Origin of the sequence: Paenibacillus oryziterrae (genome assembly GCF_042610485.1) — a bacterium.
In the GTDB taxonomy this organism is placed as follows: domain Bacteria; phylum Bacillota; class Bacilli; order Paenibacillales; family Paenibacillaceae; genus Paenibacillus_AQ.
On record NZ_JBGJZO010000044.1, the window covers coordinates 1 to 15,552 of the forward strand.

Sequence of the window (15,552 nt, forward strand, 5' to 3'; positions counted from 1 at the left end):
CCTTAAGCTAATGGCTACTACTGCCTTCGCCATTCGGGACTTCAACCCTAGAGATAGCGCCCATGCTGGGCGCACTAAAAAAAGCAACCTGTCCGTAACAGATTGCTTTCTTTACGTTGATTTGCTGACTGGCAGTACTTATTCACTTAATCTTGCACTCACCGCTTCGCCTTATAAAACTCATGATACAGCTTCATCAGCGCCCTCTTTTCTATCCGTGACACATAACTACGCGAGATACCCAGCTCTTTCGCAATCTCCCGCTGCGTCCTCTCCTCCCCGCCGGTATCCAGCCCAAACCGCCCAACCACAACTTCCTTCTCCCGGTCACCCAATATGTCCAGGTCCGGTAGATTTTGCTCTTCTCAATATTCAGATCCACCGTCACCAGCAGATCGTCGGCTCCCGAGCCTAAAATATCTATCAAGGTAATCTCATTACCTTCTTTATCCGATCCAATGGGATCGTGTAGTGACACATCCTTGCGTGTCTTCTTTAATGAACGAAGATGCATGAGGATCTCATTCTCTATACACCGGGCGGCAAAAGTGGCCAGCTTGGTCCCTTTGTTTGGACGGTAGCTTTCGATCGCTTTGATCAGTCCAATCGTGCCGATGGAGATCAGATCCTCCATGTCCTCACCCGTGTTATCGAATTTTTTGAGATTGTGGACACGATGCGATGCCAAAAATTCAGTTCCGAGTTTTAACGTACCTGATGTTTCCTTATAATTTACTCCATGTTCGTAAGTAAAAAAGTCTCGCATCATTATTTACACTAAAACATAAAAATGCCCCTGTTAAGTGTTCACAGGGACATTTTCATGCATTCCTAATGCTTAGAACTTTTTGTTAATACGACTTATGCCGAAGCTTAATTGGGTACAGCTTCTCGTCATTTACCACGGGTGTAAAATTTTCAATCCTCTACAGGAAAAATTTTTAGGTTATTTTGCCCCTACTTTACTTAACAGATCCGCTAGCTTTTCCGCATTCTTATCTCTTATATGCAGCATTCTTTCAGAATTACTATTTTTAATTAGGTTGCCCTTTTTAGTTGTAAGATTAATAGTAAGGCTGAATCCGACAATTTCAGAATCAGCGTAAGTAACAGTCATTCGATAAGTTGGTGGACCCACATCAACAGCCCCGCGTAATTTTTTTGCAGTTCTTATAGCATCTTCGAAGATTTGAATGCTTTCAGTGTCAGTGTATGTGTATGTGATTCCCGTTTCTTCCGACACAAGACTCACACTGACGATCTCTTGCTTGGATCTGACTAGTACAAATATTAAAATCATCAAAATTATAAGTGAAATTGAAAGGATGCTAATTCTTTTCATAAACTACCTCCTTACTAAAGAAAGATGGAGACTGATCCTTCAGTCTCCAAATATAATTTTATAACTCATCTGAGTATGTGTTGACAATCTCATTAAGTAAATTATCCCTAACATTATTATCTCGTGTTATAAAGGTTCCAGGTCTTTTCGTAGCTGCAGAATTAACCTCATCCAGAGTAAAAGTCCCTTCGTTTCTATTAATTATTTGATACCGGCCTTGTGAATCCTTCTTTAAAAATAATATATATTCTTGTCCTTTTTGAGTTTCTTTATATCCATCATTTATCATCTTTATTTTTCGTGCACCACCAAATACGACTATACCATTTGATTCAATAACCTCTAAATATTCTCCTATGTTTGACGAATCTCCTGCTAATACTTTTTTAATACTTAGATTATTTAACGTGAAATAATCTTGCAAATCGCCTGTATCGTAAAAAGTTGCTATATGTTTTCTATTTTCAAAATCATCTGTTGGTGATGCAATAACTACGAGATCTGAATAATTTGATAATTCTGATAAGTTGTCATAGCTTTCATGTAGCGTTTCAACGTTAACCTCATTGGGATTAGAAGTATCTGTGTTTAAAGAAGAAACCATAAATGCAGATCCTCCATAAAGGGATCTTAACTCACTAATATCGTAGCTTGAAGGGGTGTTGATGTCTCTATTAGAAGCTGGGTCTTTCCCTTCTGTCATTAGCGATGTACTTTTGTATGTACTTGAAGTTGTGTGTGCTAACCCAAGGGAATGCCCCACTTCATGAGCAGTAGTATGTTTAATTCTTGTTGACGTAAAATTAACACCATCTTTGTGAGTCCTTAATTGATTGTCAAACACCGAAACAACAGAGCGACTCCAAGAAAACCAATTTGGATCTACATTTATACCTAGATCATTATACCAATAAGTCCGTCCATATAAACCGTCTTCCGTTGTAGTTCCAACATAATACCTGTCTACCTGACCAGAATTATTTAGTGTCTTGGAAATTGAGACATTTGCATTTCTTCCGTTCCAAGTGGATACAGCGTGATCAAAATGACTTGTATAACCATATGATGCTATAGATGAATCATACCAGGCTTGAATATGACCATTGTCAGTGCCACCTCGTGGGCTATAAGTGTCAGCACTAACAATAGAAGAGAATAATAACGACATACTTAAAACGGAAAAAGCTACAGTTCTTTTTTCATTTTTACCTCCATAGAATGGGAAAATTTAACTACAGATCTAATATAGCACAAATAGTAGATTAATCCATATATTTGATCTCAATTATCAATAAATGGGGATTTTTACCCAAAAAGTTATCTATGGGATTCGCATCAATGAAGCACGGTTAAGATTTGTCCAAGACCATTACTGACTCGCAGGTCACCCTTGGTAAGGACGTCAACTTTCTACCCGAGGTCACTGGAGTTTACAGAATTAGTCCTTGGCGGCTTTGTTTTTTTTTCGCCGCTCTCGGGACTTTCACCTAGAGAAGACGGCCATGCAGAACTAAAAAGAAAGAGACCTGTCGATTAACAGACCTCTTTAAAAAACATATGGCTTGCCTTATAAAACTCATAATACAACTTCATGAGCGCTTTTTTCTATACTTGTTCTCGCTAATTTCCAGCTCTTTGGCAATCTCCTGCTGTGTACGCTCTTATCGCCTATCAATTCGTTACAAGGAAGATGGCCACAGTACACTGAGATCCTTTTTTCCATCTTCTAGTATATCGGCAATCAATGGCGTTAGAACAGTTTCATGAGAACTAACTAATTTCATCAAATTTACTTTTCATATATTACACAATATGTCAGGAGATATATATCACTGTTATAAATAATATTTTATTGTTATTATTCCCAAATAAGGGGGGTGAAAATTTGAAAACTTATAATAAACCAGAAATCAAGCCAGTAGTTCTTTGGGGTAAAAATCATTTTATTGGTACAAGTCCTATTGAAAAAAGCGCCTAAAAACTTCACTAAAGGAGCTAAGACTAAATGTCTTAGCTCCAAAAAATAATATCTAGGAGTTGTAACTATGAGTACCACCTACTTTAGAAAGCCTTACTACGCCGATGTTTCAGTTACTTCCAGATGTAATCTAAAATGCGACTTTTGTTCGGCATCTGCACCTGGAATTAATTCAAATGTAACTCAGTTAGAATTAGAGGATATCAATAGAATATTCCAAGAACTAGATGAGTTAGAAGTATTACGTGTAAGTTTGGAAGGTGGTGAACCGTTTTTAAGAACAGATTTTTTAGACATAATGAAATTAGCAGATAGATATAATTTTGAGTATTATGTTAACACAAATGCTACCTTAATAACTAGAAAGATCGCTAAAGAAATTAGTAGGACAAACGTTAGTAAACTTTGCATAAGTATTGATGGACCTAATGAAACTATCCATGATAATTGCAGAGGACAAAAAGGAGCATTCAACAAGACGATTTCTGCTATTAAAAACTTGCAAGAATATGATATTAATATAGACGGTATCATCACACTATCAAAATTAAATTCTGATTATTTAATTGAGACCATTGAATTCATCTCAAGTCTTAACATTTCAAATGTTGCAATTATGTTGCTCGCATCAGTTGGTCATGCCTCTGAAAACTTTTCTAACGTTTATCTTCCTTTTGATGAGTGGTCGAATATATTGCTTAATCTTACAGATTTAAGAAAGAAGAATTTGATCACACCAAACGTTAATATCGTATCCACTGGAGAAAGCACTTGTCCGTGGGAGCTATACCTGCCACTGTTAAATAATAACAGGCAAGAGGATATTAATATGTGGATTCGTTCAGATGCGCAAACAAATTTCGGAGTAGACGAATTCTTTTGTACGGCTGGCAAGGATAATCTCGCTATTGATGGACTAGGAAATGTTTATGGTTGCAGTTTAATGGTTTCTGAATCTGAACTTAGAGCAGGGAATATTCTCGAAAAAAGCTTAATAGACATCTGGAATGATTCCGATATTTTTAATGCATTAAGAAGCAATCAATTATCGAATATAAAAGGAGCTTGTGCTTCATGCAAGTTATTGAAAAAATGCGGTGGAGGTTGTAGAGCATGTGCTTTTGCTCTTAATAAAGATATCCACTATTCAGACACGAGATGCCCAGTAGGAGGAATTGTATGAAACAAAAAATTTTAAAAATAGGAACACCATTTATTCTACGAACAGAAAATGATGGAGACGGTGTAATTGCTGTGAATGGCAGTATATTAAAGGTGAACCAAACAACTGTTGAGATAATCGAACGTTTGGAATCAGGTCAAAGTGTTGAAGAAATATCAATACTGATATCATCTGACTATAATGTAAATGCAGAAGAAGTACAAAAAGACATTTTAAGTTTTTTACATCAACTTAACTCATTCATTGATATCACAAAACCAGATTTATTAAATATATTGCATGGTTAAACGATGGGTGCAAAAAAATAGAACCGACCTGCGTTTGATAAACAGTTTAGTTATTCCAATGCTATTTACTCAAATTCTTCAGCTGTTCTTTCAACTAGGCGATCAAGCCATTGTGGGAAGACTCGGTGTTAAAGAGTTTGCGGCGGTAGGCATTGCCTCTTCATTTATATTTTTAATTACAGGTACAATTGGAATTTTATCCACTGCCTTCAATATTATCGGGGGAAGATATTTCGGTCAAAATGATATCATAAAGTTTGGTAAAGCATTTAATACAAGTATGACCTTTTCTATTGTAATTGGTTTAATCTGCGAAGTACTTATCTTAGTATTCGGCAGATGGATATTGAAGTACATTTATAACTTCGAACTTTCAATGTTAAGTCCTGCAAGCCATTACTTATATATCAGCGGATTAGGCATTGGTATGAATATGGTTTTGTTTAATTTTTCTGCCTATTTCAAAAATATTAAGAAAGCAAAAATATTATTAATCAGCTTTACATCTGCTAGTATTGTAAATATTATTCTCGATTATATCCTTGTGTTTGGAAAGTTTGGATTTCCAAAGCTAGGAATGAGCGGGGCAGCCCTAGGGTCCATTACAGGATTTGCAGTGAGTATTTGGATCAGTATGTTGTTTTTCCGTAAAGGTAAAATATTCAGTTTCTCATTCCGCATTGATAAACCTATTGCACACCAGCTAATAAAGCTATATTTCCCTTTAGCTCTTCAAGATCTCATAGAATACACATTATTCGCAATGGGTCTTATGGTTATTATATCCAGAATGAGCGTACAATTGATTGCTGCTTACACGGTATTAACCACTCTGATCGAAATCATTATGATACCTATTTATGGATTTTCCGGAAGTTGTATGACTCTCACCGCACAAGCTTATGGGAAGAAACAGCAAGGCTATGTTAAATATTCATATTTATCTTTCCTGCTATTAATGGTAATAACTATCCCCTTAACACTTTTGATAATTTTCTTCTCCTTTCCATTAACCAGATTAATTACAGATAAAGATTCTATTATAACAGTTGTTCAGCAAGTTCTTCCTTGGGCCCTTGCTTTTAACTTGATCAATGGCCTACAGATGATTATGAAGTCTGCACTTCAAGCAATAGATTTAGAGAAATGGGTACTTATCTATTCTGGATTTATCTATTTCGTGTCTTTAGTCATCATTTATCTACTTGTGACTAAATTTGAATTAATTGGTGTGTATAGTGGCTTCGGCCTATGCTATTTATCTTTATCTTTAGGATACATTTTGAAGTTAAAAAGTAACAACTCTTCTCGTATCAACCTCAACCATAAACAAATAATGTGATGTAAAAATAAGATAAGGTCATCGAATATATTTCGACTGACCTTACTTTTATAACAAAGACTTAGCTCTTTGACCTTATGTGCCTTCTCTTCATTTAATTGCTTCAAAGCTCTACCGATAATTGATAGTCTACATATATCACAATAGCCGCAGTTTTCTTAGATTGATGTTACGTTATCACGTTTGGAGTGCTATCACGCGGCAAGATTCGCTTCATAATGGCGGCATGGCTTTTTGCTCGCCGTGTCTCTGAGGGCACTTCTGTCGATACGCTTCTACACACAGATTTTCCATACGTAGGCACCTAATATGCTATCATAGTGCTCCTCTAGTAGCGATTAGTGATTTCTTGAATCCCCATTTCTAGAATTACTTCTTCATAAACAAAAGCAACCCGTCCTTAGACAAGTCGCTTTCTATACGCTGAATGGTTAACAGGTAATACTAATAAACCTTATCAAGTGTTTACCGCTTCGCCTTATAAAACTCATGATACAACTTCATGAGCGCCCTTTTTTCTATCCTTGATACATAACTCCGGCTTATCCCAAGTTCCTTCGCAATCTCCCGCTGCGTCCTCTCTTCCCCGCCGGTATCCAGCCCAAACCGCCCAACCACAACCTCCTTCTCCCGGTCATCTAGAATATCCAGGTTCCGGTAGATTTTGCTCTTCTCAATATTCAGGTCCACTGTCACCAGCAGATCGTCAGCTCCCGAGCCTAAAATATCTATTAAAGTAATTTCATTACCCTCTTTGTCCGTTCCAATGGGATCGTGCAGCGACACGTCCTTGCGTGTCTTCTTTAAAGAACGGAGATGCATCAGGATCTCATTCTCAATACACCGGGCGGCAAAAGTAGCCAGCTTGGTACCTTTGTTCGGACGGTAGCTTTCGATAGCCTTAATCAGTCCGATGGTACCGATGGAGATCAGGTCCTCCATGTCCTCGCCCGTGTTATCGAATTTTTTGAGGTTATGGACACGATACGATGTCATTTAGGCTACGTCACATCTCACGAACAACATTTGATTCGCATAGTCTCGGATTTGTTCGAGCCAACTTTCGTATATCATTTATTATTTTCTTTTTTTGAAATAAGGAGGCGGCCTTTTCATTACCGCCTTGGCCGCCTCCTATATTCTTATTATTGGTCAGAAATATGATTTTCTAATGCTGTGAGTCCGAAAGCCAGAGCACCGCATAATCCCGTCTGTTGGCCTAGTCCTGGTGGAACGATATACTCATCTATGTGTTCCAAAAAAGTACTTGAGCTGACATAACCGTTCAGGTTCTGAAGGACAGCCTGACGGATCAGTGGAAACAATTGTGCCTGCTGCATAACACCACCACCCAGAATGATTTTCTGAGGAGAGTTAAGCAATATAGCACCCGTAATCGACTGTGCAATATAAAATGCTTCCATTTCCCATGCAAGGTTATCCACAGGAAGTTCGTGTCCCTTCTTCCCCCACCTTGCTTCAAAAGCTGGACCTGCCGCCATTCCTTCTGGGCAGTCCCCATGATAGGGACATCCCCCCGGGAATTCATCGTCAGTATGTCGTCTCGTAAGAACATGGCCACCCTCGGGATGCACAAGCCCATGAATGAGCTTGCCTTACGCTTAAATTAAGTTTCTTCGGATTAATTTTGAGTTTTCCAATTCCAATCCTGCTTGCCATGATGTTGAATCAAATTCGCCGTGCAGGAGTTAAAAAGAATATTCAATTGATTTTGTATGCACCTAACTTTATTTCTGTTGTCGTGGTGGTCGGGATGTTATTTATCTTCTTGTCCCCAATGGGACCGATTAACCAGTTTTTTACTTGGCATACAGGTGAGCCAATCATGTTCATGTCTAGCCCCGATTACTTCCGTTCGATCTACATTCTATCTGATATTTGGACCGGAGCCGGTTGGGCATCCATTATTTATGTAGCAGCGCTTGCTAATGTCGATCCTGAGTTACATAATGCAGCCAATCTTGACGGCGCTAATCTTCTCCAAAGAATACGCCATATCGATCTGCCGACCATTCGTCCAATTATGGCTATCGTATTTATCCTTGCAGCTGGCGGGATTATGTCAATTGGCTTCGAAAAAGCCTATCTCATGCAAACGGCGATGAACTTGCCAACCTCAGAAATCATTCCGACTTACGTTTATAAAATTGGTTTGCAGTCGGGCGATTATGCCTATTCAGCCGCAGTAGGATTGTTTAACTCTATCATCAACATCGTCTTACTCTTTACAGTTAACTTCACCGTGAAGAAACTGAATGAGGGTGAAGGTCTTTACTAAGAAAGGAGTAACAAGCTATGCCCATTAAACATTCCGGATTAGATCGCTTTATTATCGTGCTGAATGTGATCTTCCTGACGCTGGCCGTACTTATCATCGTACTTCCTTTGATTTATGTAGTGATTGCATCTTATTATTCCGATCTCACTGTATGCCGAAAAGCACATAACTTTAACCACAGGTGCAACCTAGGCAGTATGGAGCATAAACGATATCCTACAAATGCTCAATCTCCCTGCGTAGAGCCTGACAGCAGTTCTGTTCACGATATGCTGATATGCCGATACATGATTTAGCTTTTGCTGAGTACGCATCACGTACCAAACGGTAATATGTTCGGTCGGGGTAGAGAATTTGTCATAGACACTGTACGGGTAATCTTCCTGTTTTAATAACCTATATGGAACAAGAGGATTACCGATCCGTTTCGATACAGAAATAATATAACTGTATTTCTATATAACACAATCAAGATTATCGGCCCCAAAATCCTATATATTAAAGTCTATATATAAAAATCATTTGACACCACGCAAAACTATGTTATCATATATTTGTGATCATATATAATGTTTTTGGAGTTTACAGTCACAAATATTATATTTATCAACCATTATATGAAAGAGGTGATCTGTGTGGATTTGGATTGTCCGGTATGTGGTTGTAAAATGTCCTTAAGAAATGGCCAAAAAAAAACCTTTTATGGATGTTCTACATACTTTCAAACCCATTGCCCTGGTAAACGTGATTTGGATGGTGAATCTTGGGGTTGCGATGGTGTAGAACCTTATTATCTGAGTGATGAGGGATCTTCAATGTTTCAACTCTGCTTATCAGATGGCTTCAGTTATGATGAAGCTGCTGAATGTGCAGCTGAATGGCAAAGGCAAGAAGAAAACGATAGATGGAAATAACAACCAACACAAGTCGCCCAAGGTTAAAGCGATAATCATGTTTCACATAATCTCGGGCGACTAGATGTCCAAATTTAAAAGGAGAGCATATGGAATACAAAAACATTAATGTAAATAAAAAGAGTCAATATATCAGTTTTATGAGCCCTACGCTTAAAAACAAAAAAGGACATACTCGCCAATTGACAAAGAGTATTAAAAACATACCGCAAAATGATTTAATTGAAATTTTAAGAGATACGAATGAATTGTTGGAGGGATACGAACATTATAGCGACGGTTATGAGGCTTTCCTTGAAGCAACGAAAAAATTTCACAAAAAATCAATAGAGTGGGTCTTTGATAAGACGGATATTATTAGCAAATACAATCAAGACAGTGTTATCCGTACTGTTGAAACCAAAATTCCTACCAAAGACAGTCAAGGTAATTTCCTTTCTCCTGCGACATTATTGATTGGTGCTTCGGGGGCTGGGAAAACCACTTTTATTAAGCAACTAATTGGATCGGTTAATACAAATTTTCCTGCAACGATGCAGTCAAACACGACTGTTGGATCAATGATTGCTGTGATTCAGAATAACACAAATGAACTGATTGCATCTGCAAAGTTGGTCAACAAATCTGCACTTGAGGACCGTTTGGAACAGGCATATATTCAAATTATTAAGCAGGTTCTAAGGAATGAAAAAGATATTGCAGATATTTTTTATGACAACATTACGATATTTGATGATAAAAAAGTTAAATTGCAGTACATCATCTCGAAAGATGATATAAATTCTCCGCAGTTACTGACAACTTTAAAAAGGGAAAGTTCGGAAATATGGGAATCATTTTTAAAAACTTCCTCCGAGTTACCCTTCCATGTTTCATTGGATTTCAATAAAAACTTTAGTGTTGAATTTTTTGCTTCCTTCGAAGAATATATTGAAGAAAGTCTTGAAAAGAGCCAAGTAGTTAATGAAGTTATAGAAATAGTCAAAGAAAGAATAAACTATATCGCCCTATCTTTATTTAATTTTTTAAACGTACAAGAAGATATAAGATTTTCAATTGAGATAATTGATGAAAGTAGCGTTGTTCAAATGGGTACGGATAAATCATTTGAATTCCCCAAAATGGTAACTGTATCCGCTAATTATCAAGATAATCGGAAGCCCGATAATCATTTACGGCAAATATTTTTTAGAGCTTTGGAGTATGTATCGGCAGCCAATGAACAAAATCAGGGAAAGACACTTTTTCCCTTAATTGAGCATTTGAGAATTAATGGGAATTTTAAACCGTTATGGTATAGGGAGGCTGAACAACCGGACTATATCCTTATTGACTCGGAAGGGATAGGGCATGATATAACAAACCAAAGTGTATCCATGCAAATGAGAGAAATAATGTCACGATGCAATGCTCTTACTGTCATTCAGAACGGAGCAGAGCAAATGCAGACCGCCTTTGCCGAAACATTGAGATCGCTGATTTACAACGGATGGATAGATAAAACAAAATTCTGCTTTAACAGAATGGAATCGTTTGATCCCAATGCCCATGCTTCGACAGAGAGTAAACTCACATTTATAAATAGCAATATTAAAAATACGTTAAAACAGATCGTTAGTTCAGAAAAAAAAGAAGGACCAAAGATTGTTGCCAGTCGAGAAAATATTTTTGAGGAGCTAATTCTTGATAAGAGTTTATACTTTCAATATTTGAAAGAGCATTTAGAGGACAGCGAAAAGTTTATTCCGCTTGATAAGAAAGAGGCTTGGAACCAGATTAATAACATAGAAATGGACGAGAACACAAAAATCAAGATCAAGGAAGGCTTTTATATACAATTATCGGACAAAGATAAATTTAATCCTGTAAAGAATATTAACGAGTATCTTAAGGAAATTGTTAAGAAAAAGAAAAAGTTTACACTGGAAGATATAAGTCTAAAAAATCTCAATCCTAAATATCGGGCAGATGTGTTTTCTTCATTACTGAATGATTTAAACAATGTATTTGTGGCTGAGTTTCTACGGCTTATAAGTGGGTCGCCATGGCAAACCGTCAAAGCATTTAATGCTCGAATAGCTGGAAATTGGGACAATAGGGAATGGAGTCCGTTACAACCAGAAGCTCTGTTTATTGCATTAGCAAATAAGGTAATCATGCACTATTTACTAAATCCAGAGAATGTTGATGAGATTAAGGAGCGCAATGAACTTGAATTTACAACGATCGTACAGCAAATTATTTCGGAGGTGATTTTTAGTTTTACTAATGGTCAATCATTTAATGAGATTGCAAAGAGAAACATTTACACAGAGTTGCTGGAAAGTTGCTGGAAACCAGGAATAGAGAAGCTAAAAGGCCCAGGTTCAACATTTGATCGTGAACGTTTGATTAAGGACAAGATGATGGCGAAATTTTATGTGACAGAACCTCGGAATTTTTTGTATGAAGAAATGGTAGCTTTAGTTGTGGATAATGCCTATACAAAAGCGTTAAATGCTACCTATAGATAGCAAATAGATACGGCGGGTATTGCAGAAGAACTCAACATAACTCGAAAATGCTCTGCTTCGCTTGTTCCCTCGTTTCATAGCGGTTCAGGTAGATCTATTCCTTTTTGAGTACGCTATGAAACGACTCTATGCAGGCTTTGTCATAACAATTGCCCTTGCGACTCATGCTCCCGATTATTTCATAGAGAACTAGCTGCTTCTGATAATTGTGAGAGGCATATTGGCTTCCACGATCTGAATGGAGCAGTAGTCCAGGACCTGGACGCTGACAGCATAGGCCTGCTGAAGAGCCCTAATAATAGTACTGATTCATGACACTCACTAGATACAACCATCCTTCCAGGGGCCAGACATATGTGATATCGCTAACTCATTTCCTCCTGGTTTCGCGGCTTGAAATACAAGGTTTAACACATTGTCCTAAACGAGCAGCATATGATTGGAGTTGGTGGTTGCCTTGTACTTCTTGACTGTACGCGAACGAAGGCCCTGCTTCTTCATGATCCGGCCGACCGTACGTTCGGAGATTATGATCCCTTGATGGTTCAACTGCCTTGTGAGTTTAGGACTCCCGCACAGTCTTCTGAACTCCTCCAAAGCCTTACGAACGCATTCCGTCATCTCCCGGTGATGCTTCTCCCGTTCACCTTCTGTTCTGCATCACCTTTTGTAGTATCCGCTACGAGTGACATTCAGGACGCTGTACAACTTCTCCAATCGGCACTCGAAGCGGGTTCATAGATGAACAAATACTTTACCGACGTTCTTTCGCGAAGTAGTGCATCGCTTTTTTAGAATTTCATTTTCCTCCTGCAGTTTACTTATGCGCTTCTGCATTTCCCGCATCTGATGCTCCTTCGACTTAAACATCTGATTCGCAACAACTTCCGGATCTGTCCCAAACTTCTTGACCCAACCATACACGGTGTTGTCGTTGATCTTCAGCTCTCGGGCGAATTCCACCACCGTTTACCGATTTCTTAAATATGTTGTACCGTCTGACGCTTGATTGCCTCATCATACACAGTTTTTTTCATAGGGCACAATCTCCTTTTCTAAGGCTGCTTTTTTCAGTATATTCCGTGTCTACTATTCAGTCTATCTTCAGTAATCTACCTGGACGAGCTGTTAAGTATTCTTTATGAAGGCCTACATAACAATCAATTGATAGTATTCTTTCTTTTGTGCGCGGGTAAGCTCCTTCCCCCTCTTTCTCCAATCGAAATGCGGCGCTATTCAGAAAATTTCAAGTCACTTCTGAATTTGTCTGTTCAGTTCTGTTCTTCTCAAAGTGGCCACAGCAGACTCTTGCTCTACCTAATACTCTCGAGTTAGCTTTATTCTCATTAACATATTTTTTATGAGCCCATCTCTTTTTTAGCCAGCTAATATTATTTCTTCTGATAAAAGGACGTAATCGCCCTAGAGCAACAAATCGTAGTAGAAATTCAATCGCAATTGCTAAATCATTTCAGTCATCATGTCAGAATGTGGGACGGCCTGTATCGAGCCCAAACCTCCCCACTACAACCTCCTTCTCCCGGTCATCCAATATATCAAGATTGCGATAAATCTTGCTTAATATTTTTCAAGAAATTCCTTAACCCTAGTTCACTTGATAATTCTACAATTCGATCAGAGACTCTATCATATAAGTCATGCTTTAAATAAGGGTCTTTATAATTAAGTATTCTATCAATGTCTTTATTGATCTGACCTATTACCTCCTCTTTAAAAAAGCTAGCATCAATAAAAGTTTTTCTTAAATATTCGCAATGTTGTTCAAGCTCATGATCCCAATTTCTGTTTTTATTTTCCTGTGCTTCTGTACGAAGAGTTTCAATTGCAATTATTAATTTACCTTCAACAGTATCTGACAGACCAGTTTTAGGATCATAGTCTTTTGAAAGTTGCCAAAATTCGTGATGATGCTCCATATAGAATCCATAATGTATTGAATCCAAAGGTTTATCATCTAAGACATCATCTAACACCCCTCTGATTATTTCCCCATCATAGCCTATATCTAATAAATGATAGTATACATCAAAGTATTGATAATTCATCTCACTAATCATAAACTCAATTGTTTCAGGTTTTAATTCTAATTCAGGTGAATGCCTTTCCTCTAATATATATTTCACTCGCTTTAGTCTTCTGATACAAAGAGGATCTGTCTCTTTACTTAGTATATTTTTTGCCATACCCAAAACAATTGGGACAAATTCGTCTGAAAACACTGAAAGTATACCATATAGGGATGCACGAGCATCTCCTGGTATATCCCTCCACAACAAATATCTAATCTCTCGAAATGTAGTCAATGGCATTTTATGACATATAGGTATCCAACAGAATATGTTGATGCTTTCATATATTTTTTGTTTTATAGATTGATTCCTATATTCCCCACTACCCTTTAAATTGAATAAATTGGTATATGACCATAAGTAATCCAGCATTTCTTCACTTGCAGAAACGACTGTAAGTTGTTTTCAATAAACCGTAACGTTCTTCCGGTAGATCACGCTAGACAGCACCACTTCGCGCGATCCAAGGAATAGCATTAAACATGGTTCGATGGCTTAACTTTGACGGACGACCGTTCTATAGGTTGGAAACATGTCCTTAATTTTATTGAGCATAAACTTTACTTTCAAAAAAACATAAAACAAAATTCCCATGTTATTCACTGCATATTACTTTTAAATCAACTCCTGTAATATCCAAAATGTATCCATATGAGGCAGATAAAACATTAATCTGTTCCTCGGTCATATCTCTTTTAGATAAACCTGGTTGGACTACATAGACATCAAATTTCACAGGTTTAAAACGACTTAATTTAGCATAATGTTGAATGTCATTTAGGTTTCCTTTCATAAATCGTGATGCCCTACCTCGTAAATATTTAGGAAGTTCGCGATTACTTATGTGCTTACATAGATCTACAAATTTCCAAGACCATTTGACAGACCTTGATGCCTGACCACAAACCTCCATGATGTCTTTAACACGTTGCCCTGGTTCAACCCCACCTGAATATTTACAATGAAGCAATATGACTTGTATATGATCTTTTTTATCAGAAATACAAATAACATCAGCAGCTTCTCCACTATCATCGTCATCTATGACAACCTCAAATCCCCGTTTGATAAACTCTTGTATGACCTTAAATTGTATTGAATCTTTTCTTAACAGTTTTTCTTTCCACTGAGATTCTTTTGTTATATTAACTTGATCCCATTTCCATGTTTCGATGTTGCTTAATGGAAAGTTTCGCTCTTCTCTATTTTTAGGTTCAATTAAAAGATTGCCATCAAGTTCTGATCCTTCTACAAAAAGGACACTCGGAGGATACTCGGAGAACCATTCTTCCACTGGCATCTCAATTTTTCCAACTTTAATTATCAATCGTTCTCCGCTTACGAAAGAAACAGCAAATCCAGCCTGACCTTTGAGTTCTAAGGCAAGCATAGTTTCTTTCTCATCATACATTAAGCCGAAGAAAATTTTTTTTCGGTCCTTGGTATGATATCTGATACTATAGTTTGAAAAAGGAATTACTCTTGTCTGATATGACAAATTTACAGAATCTTCTGACCGTTGGAGTCTGTAAAATAGTTTGTGTAAACTCCTAAACCCAGTAAAATGGAAGTAACAGAAAGGTTGGGGAGAACACATGGGACTT

The 15,552-nt window shown here is 37.5% G+C and carries 13 protein-coding genes and 4 pseudogenes; 7 read left to right on the top strand and 10 right to left on the bottom strand.

From position 1 onward, the window contains the following. Positions 1-158 precede the first annotated feature (158 nt). The 3 genes and pseudogenes from sigK (ACAN55_RS23830) to ACAN55_RS23840 form a co-directional block, all read right to left on the bottom strand. A pseudogene (gene sigK / locus ACAN55_RS23830) lies at positions 159-670 on the bottom strand (RNA polymerase sporulation sigma factor SigK); the annotation flags it as partial. 276 nt (positions 671-946) lie between these two features. Next, on the bottom strand, positions 947-1,342 hold the full coding sequence (locus ACAN55_RS23835; protein ID WP_379139011.1) for a YhfM domain-containing protein: 396 nt from the start codon (positions 1,340-1,342) through the stop codon (positions 947-949). A gap of 58 nt (positions 1,343-1,400) precedes the next feature. Next, on the bottom strand, positions 1,401-2,510 hold the full coding sequence (locus tag ACAN55_RS23840) for a matrixin family metalloprotease (RefSeq protein ID WP_379139014.1): 1,110 nt from the start codon (positions 2,508-2,510) through the stop codon (positions 1,401-1,403). An 877-nt stretch (positions 2,511-3,387) separates the two neighbouring features. Between ACAN55_RS23840 and ACAN55_RS23845 the strand changes: the two genes are divergently transcribed. The 3 genes from ACAN55_RS23845 to ACAN55_RS23855 are packed head-to-tail and all read left to right on the top strand — an operon-like array spanning position 3,388 to position 6,132. After that, on the top strand, positions 3,388-4,503 hold the full coding sequence (locus ACAN55_RS23845) for a radical SAM protein (RefSeq protein ID WP_379139018.1): 1,116 nt from the start codon (positions 3,388-3,390) through the stop codon (positions 4,501-4,503). Then, positions 4,500-4,790 carry a PqqD family protein gene (locus ACAN55_RS23850; protein ID WP_379139022.1) on the top strand — a complete coding sequence of 97 codons (291 nt, stop codon included), beginning with the start codon at positions 4,500-4,502 and terminating at the stop codon, positions 4,788-4,790. The genes ACAN55_RS23845 and ACAN55_RS23850 overlap by 4 nt, the downstream gene beginning before the upstream one ends. Then, on the top strand, positions 4,783-6,132 hold the full coding sequence (locus ACAN55_RS23855; RefSeq protein ID WP_379139025.1) for an MATE family efflux transporter: 1,350 nt from the start codon (positions 4,783-4,785) through the stop codon (positions 6,130-6,132). The genes ACAN55_RS23850 and ACAN55_RS23855 overlap by 8 nt, the downstream gene beginning before the upstream one ends. A gap of 465 nt (positions 6,133-6,597) precedes the next feature. Here ACAN55_RS23855 and sigK (ACAN55_RS23860) read toward each other — a convergent pair whose 3' ends face one another. Together sigK (ACAN55_RS23860) and ACAN55_RS23865 are read right to left on the bottom strand one after the other, a co-directional pair. Then, a complete protein-coding gene (gene sigK, locus ACAN55_RS23860; RefSeq protein WP_379139028.1) occupies positions 6,598-7,128 on the bottom strand; it encodes an RNA polymerase sporulation sigma factor SigK in 531 nt (176 codons plus the stop codon). A 149-nt stretch (positions 7,129-7,277) separates the two neighbouring features. Beyond that, positions 7,278-7,748: pseudogene (locus tag ACAN55_RS23865) on the bottom strand (ROK family protein); the annotation flags it as partial. A 2-nt stretch (positions 7,749-7,750) separates the two neighbouring features. Here ACAN55_RS23865 and ACAN55_RS23870 point away from each other — a divergent pair. The 4 genes and pseudogenes from ACAN55_RS23870 to ACAN55_RS23885 form a co-directional block, all read left to right on the top strand. After that, positions 7,751-8,431 (top strand): annotated as a pseudogene (locus tag ACAN55_RS23870) (ABC transporter permease subunit); the annotation flags it as partial. A gap of 17 nt (positions 8,432-8,448) precedes the next feature. After that, on the top strand, positions 8,449-8,727 hold the full coding sequence (locus ACAN55_RS23875; RefSeq protein ID WP_379139031.1) for a hypothetical protein: 279 nt from the start codon (positions 8,449-8,451) through the stop codon (positions 8,725-8,727). A 321-nt stretch (positions 8,728-9,048) separates the two neighbouring features. After that, entirely contained in the window at positions 9,049-9,345 is a 297-nt protein-coding gene (locus ACAN55_RS23880; protein ID WP_379139034.1) for a hypothetical protein, read from the top strand. A gap of 89 nt (positions 9,346-9,434) precedes the next feature. Continuing rightward, the gene (locus ACAN55_RS23885) at positions 9,435-11,858 is read left to right on the top strand and encodes a hypothetical protein (RefSeq protein WP_379139037.1); all 2,424 of its coding nucleotides are present in this window, start codon (positions 9,435-9,437) and stop codon (positions 11,856-11,858) included. Positions 11,859-12,278: 420 nt separating this feature from the next. Here ACAN55_RS23885 and ACAN55_RS23890 read toward each other — a convergent pair whose 3' ends face one another. The 5 genes and pseudogenes from ACAN55_RS23890 to ACAN55_RS23910 form a co-directional block, all read right to left on the bottom strand. Continuing rightward, the gene (locus ACAN55_RS23890; protein ID WP_379139040.1) at positions 12,279-12,479 is read right to left on the bottom strand and encodes a helix-turn-helix domain-containing protein; all 201 of its coding nucleotides are present in this window, start codon (positions 12,477-12,479) and stop codon (positions 12,279-12,281) included. Between the two features lie 114 nt (positions 12,480-12,593). Continuing rightward, positions 12,594-12,824: a transposase gene (locus tag ACAN55_RS23895; protein ID WP_379139043.1), complete on the bottom strand. Its 231-nt coding sequence runs from the start codon at positions 12,822-12,824 to the stop codon at positions 12,594-12,596. Positions 12,825-13,356: 532 nt separating this feature from the next. Next, positions 13,357-13,437: pseudogene (locus tag ACAN55_RS23900) on the bottom strand (RNA polymerase subunit sigma-70); the annotation flags it as partial. Continuing rightward, positions 13,415-14,098 (bottom strand): hypothetical protein, encoded by a 684-nt coding sequence (locus ACAN55_RS23905; RefSeq protein ID WP_379139046.1) that lies wholly within the window; start codon positions 14,096-14,098, stop codon positions 13,415-13,417. The gene ACAN55_RS23905 and the pseudogene ACAN55_RS23900, both read right to left, overlap by 23 nt. Positions 14,099-14,543: 445 nt before the next feature. Next, positions 14,544-15,359, bottom strand: coding sequence for a hypothetical protein (locus ACAN55_RS23910; RefSeq protein WP_379139049.1), 816 nt, complete (start codon positions 15,357-15,359; stop codon positions 14,544-14,546). Positions 15,360-15,552: the final 193 nt, after the last annotated feature.

What these genes read in the sequence shown, in the direction of transcription:
- ACAN55_RS23890 (WP_379139040.1), bottom strand. Translation starts at nt 12,479, where the DNA reads ATGACGGAATGCGTTCGTAAGGCTTTGGAGGAGTTCAGAAGACTGTGC.
- ACAN55_RS23885 (WP_379139037.1), top strand. Translation starts at nt 9,435, where the DNA reads ATGGAATACAAAAACATTAATGTAAATAAAAAGAGTCAATATATCAGT.
- sigK (WP_379139028.1), bottom strand. Translation starts at nt 7,128, where the DNA reads ATGACATCGTATCGTGTCCATAACCTCAAAAAATTCGATAACACGGGC.
- ACAN55_RS23880 (WP_379139034.1), top strand. Translation starts at nt 9,049, where the DNA reads ATGAAAGAGGTGATCTGTGTGGATTTGGATTGTCCGGTATGTGGTTGT.
- ACAN55_RS23845 (WP_379139018.1), top strand. Translation starts at nt 3,388, where the DNA reads ATGAGTACCACCTACTTTAGAAAGCCTTACTACGCCGATGTTTCAGTT.
- ACAN55_RS23910 (WP_379139049.1), bottom strand. Translation starts at nt 15,359, where the DNA reads ATGTATGATGAGAAAGAAACTATGCTTGCCTTAGAACTCAAAGGTCAG.
- ACAN55_RS23850 (WP_379139022.1), top strand. Translation starts at nt 4,500, where the DNA reads ATGAAACAAAAAATTTTAAAAATAGGAACACCATTTATTCTACGAACA.
- ACAN55_RS23855 (WP_379139025.1), top strand. Translation starts at nt 4,783, where the DNA reads ATGGTTAAACGATGGGTGCAAAAAAATAGAACCGACCTGCGTTTGATA.
- ACAN55_RS23840 (WP_379139014.1), bottom strand. Translation starts at nt 2,510, where the DNA reads ATGTCGTTATTATTCTCTTCTATTGTTAGTGCTGACACTTATAGCCCA.
- ACAN55_RS23835 (WP_379139011.1), bottom strand. Translation starts at nt 1,342, where the DNA reads ATGAAAAGAATTAGCATCCTTTCAATTTCACTTATAATTTTGATGATT.
- ACAN55_RS23875 (WP_379139031.1), top strand. Translation starts at nt 8,449, where the DNA reads ATGCCCATTAAACATTCCGGATTAGATCGCTTTATTATCGTGCTGAAT.